Source organism: Petrotoga sp. 9T1HF07.CasAA.8.2, assembly GCF_002895585.1.
GTDB lineage: Bacteria > Thermotogota > Thermotogae > Petrotogales > Petrotogaceae > Petrotoga > Petrotoga mobilis.
Genome location: NZ_AZRI01000029.1, coordinates 165,914 through 182,491, shown reverse-complemented (window position 1 = coordinate 182,491; position 16,578 = coordinate 165,914). Strand labels below are relative to the sequence as shown.

13 protein-coding genes are annotated in these 16,578 nt (G+C 35.2%); 9 read left to right on the top strand and 4 right to left on the bottom strand.

Going from position 1 to position 16,578, the window contains the following annotated elements:
- The first annotated feature begins 8 nt into the window (after positions 1-8).
- From X925_RS06700 to X925_RS06680, 5 genes are all read left to right on the top strand, one after another.
- Positions 9-2,096: a cell division FtsA domain-containing protein gene (locus tag X925_RS06700; protein ID WP_121959507.1), complete on the top strand. Its 2,088-nt coding sequence runs from the start codon at positions 9-11 to the stop codon at positions 2,094-2,096.
- On the top strand, positions 2,074-2,433 hold the full coding sequence (gene acpS / locus X925_RS06695; protein WP_121959506.1) for a holo-ACP synthase: 360 nt from the start codon (positions 2,074-2,076) through the stop codon (positions 2,431-2,433). The genes X925_RS06700 and acpS overlap by 23 nt, the downstream gene beginning before the upstream one ends.
- A 14-nt stretch (positions 2,434-2,447) precedes the next feature.
- The gene (gene ligA, locus X925_RS06690; protein WP_121959505.1) at positions 2,448-4,454 is read left to right on the top strand and encodes an NAD-dependent DNA ligase LigA; all 2,007 of its coding nucleotides are present in this window, start codon (positions 2,448-2,450) and stop codon (positions 4,452-4,454) included.
- Positions 4,441-5,595 (top strand): hypothetical protein, encoded by a 1,155-nt coding sequence (locus tag X925_RS06685; protein WP_146026694.1) that lies wholly within the window; start codon positions 4,441-4,443, stop codon positions 5,593-5,595. Before ligA ends, X925_RS06685 begins: the two co-directional genes overlap by 14 nt.
- An 86-nt stretch (positions 5,596-5,681) precedes the next feature.
- On the top strand, positions 5,682-7,052 hold the full coding sequence (locus X925_RS06680; protein WP_233187754.1) for a deoxyribodipyrimidine photo-lyase: 1,371 nt from the start codon (positions 5,682-5,684) through the stop codon (positions 7,050-7,052).
- Positions 7,053-7,138: 86 nt separating this feature from the next.
- Here X925_RS06680 and X925_RS06675 read toward each other — a convergent pair whose 3' ends face one another.
- The 3 genes from X925_RS06675 to X925_RS06665 all read right to left on the bottom strand — a co-directional run bounded on the left by X925_RS06675 (position 7,139) and on the right by X925_RS06665 (position 13,014).
- The gene (locus tag X925_RS06675; RefSeq protein WP_121959502.1) at positions 7,139-8,155 is read right to left on the bottom strand and encodes a 6-phosphofructokinase; all 1,017 of its coding nucleotides are present in this window, start codon (positions 8,153-8,155) and stop codon (positions 7,139-7,141) included.
- 134 nt (positions 8,156-8,289) lie between these two features.
- Positions 8,290-10,272 carry a sodium-translocating pyrophosphatase gene (locus X925_RS06670; protein WP_121959501.1) on the bottom strand — a complete coding sequence of 661 codons (1,983 nt, stop codon included), beginning with the start codon at positions 10,270-10,272 and terminating at the stop codon, positions 8,290-8,292.
- 78 nt (positions 10,273-10,350) lie between these two features.
- The gene (locus X925_RS06665) at positions 10,351-13,014 is read right to left on the bottom strand and encodes a calcium-transporting P-type ATPase, PMR1-type (RefSeq protein ID WP_121959500.1); all 2,664 of its coding nucleotides are present in this window, start codon (positions 13,012-13,014) and stop codon (positions 10,351-10,353) included.
- Positions 13,015-13,355: 341 nt separating this feature from the next.
- On the opposite strand from X925_RS06665, the gene X925_RS06660 reads away from it, so the two are divergent.
- From X925_RS06660 to X925_RS06645, 4 genes are all read left to right on the top strand, one after another.
- A complete protein-coding gene (locus tag X925_RS06660) occupies positions 13,356-13,736 on the top strand; it encodes a Fur family transcriptional regulator (protein ID WP_121959499.1) in 381 nt (126 codons plus the stop codon).
- A gap of 69 nt (positions 13,737-13,805) precedes the next feature.
- Complete coding sequence (locus X925_RS06655; RefSeq protein WP_012208814.1) at positions 13,806-14,693, top strand: metal ABC transporter substrate-binding protein; 888 nt, start codon at positions 13,806-13,808, stop codon at positions 14,691-14,693.
- Complete coding sequence (locus X925_RS06650) at positions 14,683-15,432, top strand: metal ABC transporter ATP-binding protein (protein ID WP_121959498.1); 750 nt, start codon at positions 14,683-14,685, stop codon at positions 15,430-15,432. Before X925_RS06655 ends, X925_RS06650 begins: the two co-directional genes overlap by 11 nt.
- Positions 15,425-16,243, top strand: a complete 819-nt coding sequence (locus X925_RS06645; protein ID WP_012208812.1) for a metal ABC transporter permease — start codon at positions 15,425-15,427, stop codon at positions 16,241-16,243. The genes X925_RS06650 and X925_RS06645 overlap by 8 nt, the downstream gene beginning before the upstream one ends.
- Before the next feature lie 106 nt (positions 16,244-16,349).
- Here X925_RS06645 and X925_RS06640 read toward each other — a convergent pair whose 3' ends face one another.
- A complete protein-coding gene (locus tag X925_RS06640; protein WP_103064972.1) occupies positions 16,350-16,541 on the bottom strand; it encodes a uracil-DNA glycosylase in 192 nt (63 codons plus the stop codon).
- Between the last annotated feature and the right edge of the window lie 37 nt (positions 16,542-16,578).

Here is a 16,578-nt window from a genome sequence, read left to right as displayed (position 1 = left end):
GAATGGAAATGCTCTTTGGACTTGATATAGGTACAAGGACTCTTGTAGGGATATTAGCAGAATATGATGAAGAAACGGAAAGTATAATAATCAAGCATTTTGCAGAAGTTGAACACGAAAATAGAGCGATGCTTGACGGACAGATTCATGATGTCAACAAGGTTGCTAAAGGTGTATTCAAAATAAAGAAAACACTGGAAGAGGAAAGTTCCATCAATCTTTCCGAAGTTGCCATCGCTATAGCTGGTAGGTTTCTAATCTCTTCGATCGGTTCATACAGCCTCGATATTTCAACTCATGGTTATTTAGATAGTGAAACAATCAAAAAGATGGAACTCGAAGCAGTCAAAGCGTCTACAGAAAAATTAAACTACTCACAAGAAATGTACTGCGTAGGATACTCAATACTTTACTACAGTCTTGATAATCAATGGATTAAACATCTAGAAGGGCAAAGAGGTAATCAAGCAAAGGTAAAAGTTTTGGCAGCTTATCTACCAAAAAATGTTGTAGAAGCTATGATGTCTGTATTGGATAAAGTTGGATTAAAACCTATCCATGTCACATTGGAACCGATAGCCGCCACAAGTTTAGTTGTACCTGAGGACTTGAGAAACCTGAATGTTGCAATGGTGGATGTGGGAGCAGGAACAAGCGACATATCTATATCGAATAAAGGTGTAATAACAGGCTATGGGATGGTACCTTTAGCTGGAGATGAGATAACAGATACTATATCTCAACAACTATTGGTGGATTTCAAAACCGCTGAAATGATTAAAAAACAATTATCTCAAAGCGATGAAATTACCTACAACGATATCCTGGATAGTCCACAAATTGTAAGAAAAGAAGAAGTAATTAAGATAATAACTCCTGTTATAGACAACATAACGGATAAAATTGCTAAAGAAATATTAAATCTAAACGGGAAACCTCCCGTTGCTGTGATGGTGGTAGGTGGAGGAGGGAAAGTACCAACTTTCACCGAAAAATTAGCCAGTAAACTTGGGCTTCCCAAAGAAAGGGTATCTCTGAAAACTACCAAAAATTTGGAGAATATCATTTTTGAATCAAAAAGAATGGAAGGTAGTGAATACATAACTCCTTTAGGTATAGTAAATGTCGCACTGAAAAAACAGGGTAGTGTATTCAATACCATCAAAATAAACGGAAGAAATGTAAATATGTTAATCATAGGTAAAGACATGAACGTCTTACAAGCGTTACTACAATCAGGTTATTCGCTAGACAAATTGGTTGGACTGCCCTCCCCTGCGATAGCTTTCGAACTGAACGAAAAATTACAGATAAAAAAGGGGAATATGGGCGAAAAGGCAAAAATAACAGTAAACGGCGTATCTGCGGATATACATTCTCCCATTAAACCAGGTGATCACATTGAAATAGAAGAACCCAAAAACGGCAAACCTGTCAATTTGAAATTGAAAGACGTGATTCAACCCATTGAATTTTACTTAAATGGGGAACCCAAAACCACTTATCCTGTAGTAATAAAAAATGGGGAAAAAGTAGAAAGTTTAGAAGAAGAGATCAAAGATGGAGATAAAATATATACTTCACCTCCAAAAATAGAGGATGTATTTAAAGAGTACAACGAGAAAATTTTCTTCACAATAAATAACCTTCCATATGAAGTCCCTGTGGGTACGATCATCATGAAAGACGAAGAAATCTTAGATAAAGATTATCAAATAAAAAATGGAGATCTTCTAAAAACAAAAGCGGTAAAACTCCCTAAGATAAAAGAATTCTTGGATATCGAAACCGAAAAGATGAAAGTATTTTTAAATGGGAAAGAGGTTCATTTAAACAAAGAAGAAATACTCGCATCCTATGATGGAAAAATAGTTGACATAGAAGAAGAAGTGAGCAATGGAGCTAATTATTCGATTAAAAAGGTAAAAAAGGATGTTCAATTAATAGATGTATTTTCTCATCTTTCCATAAACACTGAAGAAATTCAGTCTTATGAAATTTACTTAAATGACCAAAAAGTTGAAAGTTTTCTACAAAAGATCGAGCCAGGTGCGAATGTGAGGTTGTTAATCAATGATCAGAGGAATAGGAGTTGACATCGTAAAAGTCGACAGGATCAACGAAAAAAACGTCCAAAAAATTCTCTCTCAAAAAGAGAAAGAAATATACGATACGTTTAAAGGGCAAAAAAGAAAAAAAGAATATGCAGCGGGTCGTTTTGCAGTAAAAGAATCTTTAATAAAATGTTTCAAAAGGTTTATCCCTTACTCACAAATTACCGTTCTAAACAAACAAAGTGGAGAACCCTATTTAGATGAAGAATCGGTGAAATATCTATTCGAAAAGTTTGGAGGTAACGGAACGATACACATATCTATAGCCCATGAAAGAGAGTTTGCCGTAGCAACAGCGGTTGTGATAAATGAGGACTAAAGGGGGATTGTAATTTGGACATACCAAAAAACATAAAAGAGCGATACGAAAAGTTAAAAACAGAGATAGAGGAACATAACTACCGATACTACGTATTGGCTGATCCTATTATCTCGGATCAGGAATACGATAAGCTATTCAAAGAATTAGTAGAGCTCGAAAAGAAATATCCCGAATTGAAAACACCCGATTCTCCCACTCAAAGGATCGGTGGGATAGTTGTTGAGGGATTCAATAAAGTAAATCATTCGATACCGATGTTATCTTTAGATAACACCTACAACGAAGAAGAAATTTTAGATTTTCACAAAAGGGTTTTAAAGAACTTGAGTTTAAACCATGTTGAGTATTTTTGTGAACTAAAGATAGATGGGGTATCGGTAGCTTTAAGGTACACCGATGGAGTATTAACTCAAGCTATAACCAGAGGCGATGGAACTACAGGGGAAGATATCACGCAAAACGTAAAAACGATCCCCTCTATTCCTTTAAGATTGAGAAAAAATCTAACCATTGAAGTACGTGGAGAAATATACATGCCAAAAAAAGAATTTGTGAGAATAAATTCTGAAAGGGAAGAAAAAGGGTTACCTGTTTTCGCTAATCCTAGAAATGCCACGGCGGGCACTTTAAAACTTTTGGATAGTACTGAAGTGGCAAAAAGAAAGTTAAGCTCTTTCATGTATTACGTTATCTTCCCTCAAAATTACAACTTAGAAACTCAAGAGGAAGCAATAAATTTTCTGAAAGAAGTTGGTTTCAGAATCAATCCTAATTACAAAAATGCCCAAGATATCGGACAAGTTATAGAATTTTGGAAAGAATGGAATCGAAGGAGAAAGGAATTAGAATACGAAGTAGATGGGATAGTAGTTAAGGTGAACAGTTTTGAACTGCAAAGACTCCTTGGTGAAACCGCCCGATCCCCACGATGGGCAATTGCTTTCAAATTTGAAGCCGAACAGAAAGAAACGAAACTAAAAGCTATAAAACTGCAAGTTGGGAGTACAGGGATAATAACTCCTGTTGCAGAATTTGACCCCATACAACTTGAAGGAACAATAGTAAAAAGGGCAAGCTTACACAACTTTGATTATCTAAAAGAAAGAGATATAAGGGAAGGCGATTATGTATTAATTGAAAAAGCAGGTGGCATAATTCCCCAAGTTATAGGGCCCGTTAAAGAAAAAAGAACAGGGGAAGAAAAAATAATCCAACCTCCTGAAAAATGTCCTGTCTGTGGTGGAAAAGTTGGAAAAATAAAATCTTCTGAAGTGGCAATAAGATGTTTGAATCCCTCTTGTCCAGAAAAGCTTTTAAGAACTTTGGAAAATTTTGTTTCAAGAAACGCAATGAATATTCAAGGGCTTGGCCCAAAGATATTGAAAAGAATGGTAGATGCAGGTTTACTTAAAGATATAGCCGATCTTTATTATTTAAACGAACAAAAAATTAGAAGCTTGGGAGAAGGTATAGGAGACAAAACAGTAGAAAATATATTGACACAAATAGAGCAATCCAAAAATAGAGAATTGGATAGATTAATTAACGCTCTTGGTATACCAAATGTTGGGTCAAAAACTGCGAAAGACCTTGCAAATCATTTTAAAAATTTAGACAGTTTAATAGATGCAAAATTCGATGAACTTGTAGAGATAGAGGGAATTGGTGAAGATATAGCAAATGCAATTATAAAGTTTTTTTCACAGGAAGAAGTTAAAAAGATCGTTAAGAAATTAAAAGATGCAGGAGTCAACATGGGGAAAAAAGAAGAAGAAAAATTAGAAGGACCTCTAAAAGGTTTAGTTATATGTCAAACCGGTGCTCTTTCTAAAATGACAAGACAAGAATTCGCCGAATACGTTGAATCTAAAGGTGGGACCTTCTCTGAAAATGTGACGAAGAAAACGAATATCCTAGTCGTTGGAGAAAACCCTGGTTCTAAACTAGATAAAGCTCAAAGTTATGGAATTACTATAATGAGTGAAGAAGAGTTCTTTGATAAATATGGAGAAAGTTAGAAAAATAGTAACGCTTCAAACATTAGTACTTATCTTCATTTTTTTTAATACGAAGGGCTTCTCTGAGATAACTGCAAACGAAGTTTATCTACTATCTTCAATATACGCAGGGAAAGATTTTACAAACATAACACCTTATCCAATAAATTCAAACGATGAGTTTGAAGTTTACCCTGGCTTCTTCTACAAATCTTTTGATCCTCTGTGGTTGATTGGTGGAATATTTGAAACCAATTGGTCAGATTTGGAAAGAGGGGTGTATCTTTCTGACTCATTACCTTATGTTACTGGGTTCATGGGTGGATACGATGCGGGAAGTATGAGAATTGTATCAGCCATGTACTTCTTCGACCCTTACTTAACTGAAGATGAGTTAGCAAGGCAAAAAGCTACCTCTTTTGATGGCAATTTTGATCCTAATTTTGATACTAACTCCGACAGAGCTGGATTGGAAGATTTTGGGTATTCTGATCCTTCAAAAACTTTGTTTATACACAGATTAGAATTTAATCTTTTCGATAGAGTTAGACTCTCTTTGAACGAATTAAATTTGATCGGAGGGAAATATCCAGACCTTTCTGATGCTAACCCTTTTGGTATAGCTCATAATAACTTAGGTGAAGGATTCTCAAATAATATGTTGGGAGTAGACGCTTCTATTATTCCTACCAACGGTTGGCAAATATACGGGCAATTTGCGATGGACGATTTTGTAGTACCAGATACTGAAGGAGGAGCAACAGATTACAAACCGACCGCATTCGCTTGGGGAGTAGGAACAAGATTAGTAGGTAAAACTTCGCAATACTACATATCTCCAAAAATTGAGTATTATAAGATTTACACTTGGATGTACAATCAATGGGCACCTTACTTGAAATATACCGCCAAATACGATGAAGAAGATATTCCCATAGGCTTTGACTACGGGAACGACATGGAAGGTTACTTAATAGGATTGGATATTGCCAACGAAACAACCAGATACAAAATTACCTTTGAACGCTACCTCAAAGGTGAAATAAATTTAGAAACACCCTACGATGATGAGAGAAAAGAAGATGTGGAAGGTTGGCCTGGACCGTACGGAGAAACAACGCCGTTTATCAAAATATCCTTTTCAATTGAAGTAGGGTTTTAAAATTCTCAATACTTTAAATTTATCTATCTACTAATAAAGTTAGCAAGTTCTATTTAATTATAAAAGGCATGCTAAAGGCATTAGAGGTGACAAAAATACCGAATTATAAATATAAAATTGGGTTGCACATATTCAGACGAGATCTTAGGTTAGAGGATAATACTTCTCTCATAGAAGCACTTCAAAGTTGTGAAAGAGTCATACCTACTTTTATATTTGATGATCGACAGATTAAAGACAATGATTACAAATCAGACAACGCGGTTCAATTTATGATCAACAGTCTAAAAGAACTCAATGATGAGCTACACCAATTGAGCGCTAGGCTATACTTTTTTGAAGGACTTACTGCTAAAGTAGTTGAAAGTTTAATTAAAACATTAGGAATAGAAGCAGTTTTCGTGAATAAAGATTACACTCCATTTAGTAAGAAAAGAGATAACGAAATAAAAGCCATTTGTGAAAGGGAAAGAGTAGATTTCAAGGAACATTTTGATGTTTTATTACATGAACCCACAGAAGTTTTGAAAGATAATGGTATGCCATATATAAAGTTCACCGATTTTTTAAAAAAATCCAAAAAAATAGATGTGCGAGAACCGCAGAAGAATAAATTTAAAAATTATTTTACAGAAGAAATTAGCTCAAGTATAGCTCTTCAGGTTGATAAATTTCCTCAAAATGAAAATTCAATGTTAAATGGTGGGCGAGAAGAAGGGTTAAGTTATATAGAGAGAATAGTCAAACTAAAAAATTACAGTGAAATTAGAAACATACCTTCAATCGATGGAACAACAAAGTTATCTCCCCATCTTAAATTTGGAACAGTTTCTGTGAGAGAGGTATATAGAAAAGTAAATGAAAACTTCGGTAATGAACATGAAATTATTACACAACTTCACTGGCGTGATTTTTTTACTCATATCCTTTATCATTTCCCTCATGTTTTAGGCAATTCCTTTAAGGAGAAATATAACCAAATACAGTGGGAAAATGATGTGGATAAATTTAAGGCTTGGTGTACAGGGAGAACAGGTTATCCTATAGTTGACGCTGGAATGATGCAATTGAATCTAACGGGATGGATGCATAACCGAGTAAGAATGATAACAGGGAGTTTTCTTGTTAAGGATTTACATATTGACTGGCGATGGGGAGAAAAATACTTTGCACAAAGACTAGTTGATTACGATCCTGCAATTAATAATGGTAATTGGCAATGGGTTGCTTCAACAGGTTGTGATGCGCAGCCTTTTTTCCGAATATTTAACCCAATTTTGCAACAGCAAAAATTTGATCCTGAATGTAATTACATAAAGACTTGGTTACCAGAATTAACCAATCTTAACTCAGAGCAAATACATACTTTAAACATTCCAAAAGGCATCGATTATCCGACACCTATTGTCGATCATAAAGTAGCTTCAGAAAAGGCTAAAAAACTTTATAAAATATGATCAAAAAGTCAAGCAAGTTTATTATTTGTGGATTTTAATAATGCGTTTAAAAATAGCGGTGCAAAAAGCACCGCCAAATAATATTTTTAGAAAAACAATCTACCCATTTCGTATAATTCTCGACTTATCTCTTTGTTCTTCAAAATTTCGTCAGTAAATGGTTTTTCTACAACATCAAAACCATCCAAACCTAAAGCCACATTAGATTTTCCTTTTTTAACAGCGTCTATAGCCGAAACACCGAATTTAAAAGCCAAGTATCTATCAAAAGATGAAGGGGTTCCTCCTCTTTGCAAATAATCCAAATCAACGGTTCTACATTCAACATTTTGCAGATTAGCTTTTATGTACTCTGTGATTAATTCTGCTGGTTTCATGTATTGACGAACCTTTGGATCGCCTATTATATTTTGAACTTCTTCGGGGAGTTTGACTTTTTCTTCTACTACGACTATGGAAAATCTTCTACCTGCAGAATATCTCTTTTTAATATTTTCAATCATATCTTTAGGGTCTAACTTGAACTCTGGTACTATTATATAATCAGCACCACCTGCCATTCCGCCAATTGTAGCTAACCATCCTGCTTCGTCTCCTCCGGTTTCTACAACTATTACCCTATGACCCGCACTGGCAGTGGAATGAAGTTTATCTAAGGCGTCGGTGACGATCTGTAATGCCGTTAGAAAACCAACGCTAAGATCCGTCCAGTATAAGTCATTATCAACGGTAGCAGGTATTATTATCGAAGGTATACCTTCATTTGCCAATTTTAAGGCGATATTTGCTCCGGTATGGCCTGTTAACAATATAAGACTAGTTATCTGATATCTCTCAAAGTTATTTTTCAACTTTTTCAAATCGTTTGGATTAACAGTAGGATCGTATTTTGACGAACCCAAAATTATGCCACCTTCAGGTAATTTACCTGAGACATGTTCTTTAGCTAAGATTGTTAATTTATCTTCCACGAGACCTAGAAAACCGTCGTAAACGCCAACAACTTCGATATCCTCTTCGGCGCCTTTAACGATGAGTGCCCGGATTACGGCATTTAATCCTGGACAATCTCCACCTACATTCAAAACAGCGACTCTTTTCATTATATACACCTCCACATTTTAATTTGAATATACTAACTTTAGGAACTCTAAAACCTTTATAGATAGCGCCCCTTCGCCCCGCAGCCCACCCGTAAAGAGGATGGTATTCACACCAACCACTTTAACCAAGAGTTTCACTCAAAAATTCTAATTAAGACGGGAATAATCACTATAGAAACTATGGACATAAGTTTTATTAAAATATTTATCGAAGGTCCTGCTGTATCTTTTAAAGGGTCCCCCACAGTATCTCCTACAACAGAAGCCTTGTGAGCCAAAGACCCTTTTCCACCATATTTTCCTGTTTCTATTAACTTCTTAGCGTTATCCCAGGCACCTCCAGAGTTAGCCATGAATATCGCTAACATAACGCCTGAGCCTGTTGTTCCAGCTAACATTCCAGCAACAGCTTGCTTGCCTAACAAGAGATAAATAATTATTGGAGCTATTACAGCGATTAAAGAAGGAAGTATCATATATTTCAAAGCACCATCGGTAGCGATCTTTACACACTTACCGTAGTCTGGATCAGCTTTTCCTTCCATTAATCCAACAATTTCTTTAAATTGCCTTCTTACTTCTTCAACCATAAGATTTGCAGCGTTACCAACTGCTTTCATTACCAAAGAGGAAAACAGAAATGGAAGCATGGCACCGATTAACATTGCTGTGAACACATTTGCATCATTCAAATCAACTACTGAAATATTTGTTACTTGCAAATAAGAAGCGAACAAAGCCAATGCCGTTAATGCAGCAGATCCTATTGCAAAACCTTTTCCCATAGCCGCTGTGGTATTTCCAACAGCATCCAACTTGTCCGTTCTTTCTCGAACGTATGGTTCTAAATGAGCCATTTCTGCAATTCCACCTGCATTATCAGCGATAGGACCGTATGCATCGATTGATAAACTCATACCCAGTGTTGAAAGCATTCCAACGGCCGCAATAGCTATTCCAAAAAGACCATAAACGTAGAATGAAATTACAATAGCTGCTCCTATTAAAAGAATAGGGATAAGCGTTGATTCCATCCCTAGCGCAAGACCATTGATAATCAACGGAGCCGAACCTGATGGAGCACTTTTAGCTAGTTCTATTACAGGTTTTTTCGCAGTGTAGTATTCAGTGGAAACCCCTATAAGAATTCCAACTACCATACCTAAAATAACAATTAAACCGCCAGAAAAATCTCCGAATACAATATTAGATAAGAAAAAAACAACTATCGCTTGAAGAAATGCCGTCATATATGTACCAAAGTGTAAGACCTTTTCAGGCTCAACTTCCTTTGCTTTTTTGATGTAGTAATTAACAAAAATAATACCAAAAATTGATAATATCAAACCTGATGAAGCAACAAAAAATGGGAAAAGTGCTCCCTTAGCAGAAAAAACGATACTTCCTAAGACTGAGGCAGAAAAAATAGAACCAACGTAGGATTCGTACAGATCAGCTCCCATACCTGCAACATCTCCCACATTATCTCCCACATTGTCAGCGATAACTGCCGGATTTCTTGGATCATCTTCTGGAATATTTGCTTCAACCTTACCAACTAAATCAGCTCCTACATCGGCGGCTTTTGTGAAAATGCCCCCTCCCACTCTTGCAAAGAGTGCCACAAAAGATGCTCCCATAGCATAACCACTCATTAGTTCAGTATTTCCTTTGCCAAGAAAAAATATACCTCCCAATCCCATTAATCCTAAAGAAGTAACAATCATACCCATAACCGCTCCGCCATTAAAAGACACAGCCAATGCGTCTTTTAAATTGTTTATTGCTGCATTGGTTGTTCTGGCATTGGCTCTGGTGGCTATTGACATCCCTAGAAAACCTGATAAAACAGAAAATACTGATCCTAAAATAAAAGACAAAGCCATTTGATAAGAACTTACAAGCCACAGAAAAGCTGCGAATAAAAATATAACAACAAAAAGGATCCTATATTCAGAGAATAAAAAAGAGCGAGCTCCCACTTGAATAATTTTTGAAAGTTTCTGCATTTTTTCATTCCCAGGGGATTTTTCTAAAATATTGAACACCAAAAAAACGGTAAAAATTAATCCGATAAACCCAGATATAACCGATATGATTTGAGAAATAGCACCCATACTTTTCCTCCTTTGATAATTTAATTAATTATACCATATGTTTTTGAGTGATAGATAAAAAAATACTGATGAGGTAGATTAAGATACCTTATGCCTAATAAATATCTTTACTATTTCATTAACTACCAAAGGAACTATAGATAGCAATACAACAATTGACCAGTCATAAAGTCTTAAATCGAAGACCCCAAACACATTTCTGAGAAATGGAACTGTTATGACAATTTCCTGGAGGAATATCCCAAATAGGATAGAGGCGATAAGGTACTTGTTTGTAAACCAACCAACTTGGAATATGGATTTGGTTGGATGTCTCATATTCAAAGAGTGTATTAGTTGAGATACACTTAATACTACAAAAGCCATGGTTTGTGCGTGAGTTAACGCATCATCTGAAATATTCGCAGGAAATATTGGGAATAAATTAGTAGTACCTGTATAAACTCTTGCCCCAATTACAAAGGCGGTTAATGTTACTAAACCAATTAATGCCCCGTTTAGTATTAAACTTACTCCTGTACCGCCTGCAAACAAACTGTGATTTGGATTACGTGGTTTTTCTTTCATAACATCTTTGTCCCCTGGCTCTACTCCAAGAGATAATGCAGGAAAAGTATCAGTTATTAAGTTAACCCATAGTATGTGTATAGGCTTTAACGGTGTAGCCCAACCAAATAATATGGCAAAGAACAACGTAATTATTTCACCAATATTGCATGACAGCAGGAAGACGATGGACTTTTTAATATTATTGTATATATTTCTTCCTTCCTCAACAGCAGAAACTATAGTGCTAAAGTTATCATCTGTTAAGACCATGTCAGAAGCACCCTTTGCAACATCTGTACCTGTAATCCCCATTGCAATCCCAATGTCTGCAGCCTTTAATGAGGGAGCATCGTTTACCCCATCTCCAGTCATGGCAACGATGTTATCTTTGGCTTTAAGAGCTCGAACTATTTTTACCTTATGTTCAGGTGAGACTCTTGCAAATACTCTCAAGTTATCGATCTTACTAATTAACTCCTCCTCGGTAAGCTTATCTAGTTCAACTCCGGATATTACCTGTGAAGGATCATCAGTTATACCAAGTTCTTTTGCTATAGCAAAGGCAGTATTTTTATGATCACCTGTTATCATAATAGTCTTTATACCAGCCTGTTTGCATAAAGATATAGAATCCTTCACTTCGAGTCTTGGCGGGTCGATCATACCTATTAAGCCTATAAAGGTTAAGTCGGTTTCTAATTTATCAATATCTCCGTGAGGAGAATCTATTTTTTTGAAGGCTGCTCCTAAAACTCTAAGGGCATCCTGAGACATTGAATTTACTTTATCCATTATGTTATCTATAATTTCCTGTGTTAGTGGAACAATCTCACCATTGACAAATGCATTGTTACATATCTTAAGAAGATTATCCGGGGCTCCCTTAGTAAACACTAAATACTCATTATCATATTTATTTACAGTGGACATAAGCTTTCTATCCGAATCAAAGGGTACTTCATTTACTCTTGGGTGTTGCTCTTCAAAAGCAGTTTTAAATATATTGAATTTAGCTCCCATCTCAAGTAAGGCTGTTTCAGTTGGATCACCAGTCTTTGATTCCTGCGAATAAGTAGCATCGTTACATAGTACCAAACTCTCCAAAAGGAGTTTATGAGCTGGATTATTAATATTAAGTGAGTCAACATCGCCAAAAGCATTGTCTGCGTAGAATTTTACCACAGTCATCTTATTTTGAGTTAAGGTACCCGTTTTATCAGAGCATATTATGTTTACAGAACCTAAAGTTTCAACCGCCGGAAGCTTTCTAATTATGGCGTGCTTTTTAACCATCCTTTGAACACCCATAGCAAGTACTATTGTAACTATTGCAGGAAGTCCTTCTGGAATTGCTGCTACTGCAAGACTTATTGCCGTAAAGAACATTTCAAATAAAGGTCTTCCTTGGAGGATACCGACAAGGAACATAGCAATAGAAATTCCAAGAGCTGCAAAGCCAAGTATTTTACTAAGCTCAGTAAGTTTCTTTTGAAGTGGAGTCTGTTCTGTGTCAGTTTCTTCGAGCATCTTAGCAATTTTACCTATTTCTGTTTTCATACCAGTAGCTACTGCAACCCCAACACCTCTGCCATAAGTAGCAAAAGTTGACATGAAAGCCATATTCTTTTGGTCTCCAAGGGGAGTATCAAGCGTCTCTAAGATTAAATCAGCATTTTTATCAACAGGTACTGATTCACCTGTAAGGGCAGATTCGTCAATTTGAAGGTTGACAGTTTCGATAAGTCTTAAATCACAAGGTATATATCTTCCCGCATCAATAATAACTATGTCTCCAGGGACTACCTCTTCTGAAGGAATTTCAAGAATTTTTCCATCTCTTTTAACGATGGACTTAGGTGTAGAAAGCTTTTTTAAAGCCTCCAAAGCTTGTTCAGCTCTATACTCTTGTATAAGTCCGACTACTGCATTTATTAAGATAACAACAGCAATTATTATTGCGTCACTGAGTTCCCCCAATATTGCAGAGATCAAAGCTGCACCCAACAAAACATAGATCATTGCATCATTGAGTTGAGCAAAAAATAATTGTAGCAAGCTCCTGTTTTTTTGGGTAGCAAGCTTGTTTTCCCCATATCTGCTCAAACGTTCCTTTGCTTCTTGGGTTGAAAGTCCTTGAATAGTATTAACCTGAAGATCTTTGATAACTTCGTCTTTGCTTTTTGTAAACCACACAAACTTCACCTCTCTCAGATTATAAATAGAAAAAATTTATTTGATAAACAAAAAAAGACCTTTGCTCACTAATAAGAACAAAGGTCTTGCAATCTCTTTATGAGCTAACCGTCCGGGCTTGCGCCGTACTGACGAACAGTTAGAAGCGAAAAGCTTATGCTACTCCCCTTTTTTTGAATTATATCATAAGGTAATTAAAAAGACAATATAACAAAACTTGACATTTTAAAATTTTTGTTGTATAATGCTTATGCAAATCAGTTGCAAAAACAAATCGTTTGCATTTTATGCTATAAACAGTTTAACATCATCCATGTTTATCCCGAAGAGGTGAACTTTTCATGAGAAACACTAAAGCTCGCAGAGACATTTTAGGCGTGTTAGATGAGTACGATTATCCACTCAACGCCGAACAGATTTATGAAAAACTCAACGAAGATTACGATAAATCTACAATTTACAGAAACTTGAAAAATTACGAAGAAAACGGAGAGATTAAATCCATAGTTTTTTCCGACAAAATCAAATATTTTTTCAAGGGACAAGGGCATTTCCATTTCATATACTGTATAAAATGCAAGAAATTTGAAAGGTTCGATCTATGCTACTCTGAACAAATGAGTAAATATATAAAAGAAAGATTGGGCTTCAGAGTTTTGACTCATACGCTTTATTTTGAAGGAATATGTAAAGAATGTCAGAAGATTACAAAAGACAACTAATATGATAATTTCGATGAGTAGAAGGATTTTTGAAATAATCAAAAATATGAAAAGTAGGTGAGAGAAGGTATGAAAAAAACGATTTTAACAACCATCGTTTTATTAGCTTCATTCTTAGTATTCGCTTTAAACGTTTCAACGTCGATATTACCCTATTACTATGTAAGTAAAGAAATAGTACAAGAAAAAGGTCAAGTGAACCTTGTTGTTCCTCCAGGCAAGAGTCCACATACATACTCGCCAACACCAAAGGAACTAGTGCCCTTGTACGAATCTGATATTTTAATTACAAACGGTTTAGCTTTAGAAATTTTTATCTCTAATCTAACCAAGAATCTGGAAAATCAGGGTGTGAAAATAATTGAAGTTTCCGATTTTATTCCACGTGAAGAACTTATAAGTATGAGCGGAATTGACGAAGATCATGAGCATGAAGATTTTGCATACAACCCGCACATTTGGTTAGATCCATATATTATGTATACTTACATCATTCCAGGTTTGGCAGAGGTTTTTGGAGAATTAGACCCTTTAAATAAAGATTACTACACTCAAAACGCTGAAAGATATATAAACAGATTGATTTTGCTTGATAAATACCTTGCTGAAAAAGCGAAGGTCATCGATGGGTCAATATTTACGCTTCATAACTCCTACGATTATCTCGCAAGAAGATACGATATAAAAATTGCTGGTGTAATTCAACTTTCTCCCGGAGTAGAACCAACTCCAAAGCAGTTAGTTGAATTAACGAACGTTGCTAAAGAGGAAAATGTTAAGGCTATTTTCAATGAACCTCAACTCAGTGATAAGGCTGTGAATGCTGTAGCTGAAAACTTGAATTTAAGTATAGGGGTTTTGGATCCTTTAGGAAGTGTTGAAAGAGTATTCGATTTAGAGTCTTTATACATATACAATTTGTTTGAAATTATACGGGTGGTGAATTATGGCTACTGATCCTTTAATATCCGTTAGAGATTTGAATTATTCAGCTGAAAACAACAATATACTGATCAATATATCTTTCGATATTTATAAAGGAGACTTTGTAGGGATAATTGGACCTAACGGAGCTGGAAAATCAACCTTAATAAAAACTCTAATCGGGGAAATACAAGATTATACGGGAGAAATAAAGATAAATGGAAAAATAGGATATGTTCCACAATCCGAGGAAAGGGAAAGAGATTTTCCGATCAAAGTATATGAAGTCGCTTTAATGGGTTTGTACAATGAAGTTGGACCATTTAAAAGGTTTAAAGAAGAACATTATGAAAAAGTAAGACAAACCCTCAGACTTTTACAAATTGATCATCTATACGACAGGTTAGTGGGGAAATTATCTGGAGGAGAGTACAGAAGGTTGATGGTGGCAAGGGCTTTGGTTTCCGATCCCGATATATTAATATTGGACGAACCTGAAGCAAATATCGATAAAGAGGGACAAAATATACTTTATGGAACTCTTAGAGATCTCAAACATAATAGCAATATGAGTATAATTTTAATTAGTCACGATTTGAACATGATTTTCAAAGAAACAAACAAAATTATGTGCATGAACAAAACACTGCATTGCCATAAAAACACCGCTGATCTCGATATCAATGATTTACGAACTTTGTACTCTAAAGACTTTGAACTATTTATTCACATCAATGAAAAGATGAAGGTGGTTAGCAATAAAGATGATTGATATTCTAAGTTACCCTTTTATGAGATACGCCTTAATTGGTGCCATTCTTTCAGGTTTTGGTAGCGCGTTGTTATCAAATTTCATAGTCCTAAAAAAGATGGAGTTTATTGGAAACGGAGCGGCCCATGTGGCGTTTGGTGCTATCGCCTTTGCTCTTTTCTTTGGATTAAATATGAATCTTTTGTCTATAATAGTTGCCATTATATTTGCAATAACTATACATCAACTGGGCAAGAAAGAAAGAGTGCAAGAAAATAGCGTGATAGGTATGCTCTTATCGCTTTCTATGGCTATAGGTATAATTTTACTTTCATTCAAAAAAGGATACGTTCCCGAAATCGATAGTTTCCTATTTGGCGACGTATTAATGATAACTCAAGAAGATTTGATTTTATTGGGAATTTTTGACTTACTTATTCTTTTTATGGTTATTTTTTTAAACAAGGAGCTTAAATATTACTCGTTCAATCAAAGATTAAGTAAAATATTTGGGGTACCCGCAAACATAATAAACTTAGTGTTTTTAACGATCACATCTGTTACAATAGTTGTTTCCGTTAAAATAATAGGTATCATACTAATAACGGCTCTACTTATAACCCCTGGTGTTATTGCAAAGCTTTATGCAAAAAGTATAAACCAAATGCTGATAATATCTGTAATAGTTGGTGTTTTTTCATCTGTTTTGGGTATTTTTTTATCTTACTACTTAAACGTTCCATCAGGTCCAATGATAGTCCTGACAATGTTTCTAATATTTCTAATTGCATATCTTTTAAGAAAAACTGTTCTAAAGTCTTTTGCTCAATAGATACTTTTTGCTTTAAGTCACAAATTGCACTATAAATAAAATATTCTGCTCTTTTTAAGATAGTACTGAGAGAGCAGAATATTTTTTCTTTTAACTAGTTAATATCTTATTTTAGACGTTTATCGATTGTTCCATCAGGTAACATATTGTCTGGATGGTACCTCCCCGTTTCTTCCATTTGGTAGCGTACGCAACTTTTATAGTCACCATGACAATAATTTTCTATCCACTTTTTATCTAATTTACCCTCATCATAATATCTCTTCATTGGACAAACGATATACCATTTGCAAGTCATAATAATATTCTCCTCGTTTTTTTGAGTTTCTTTTTTA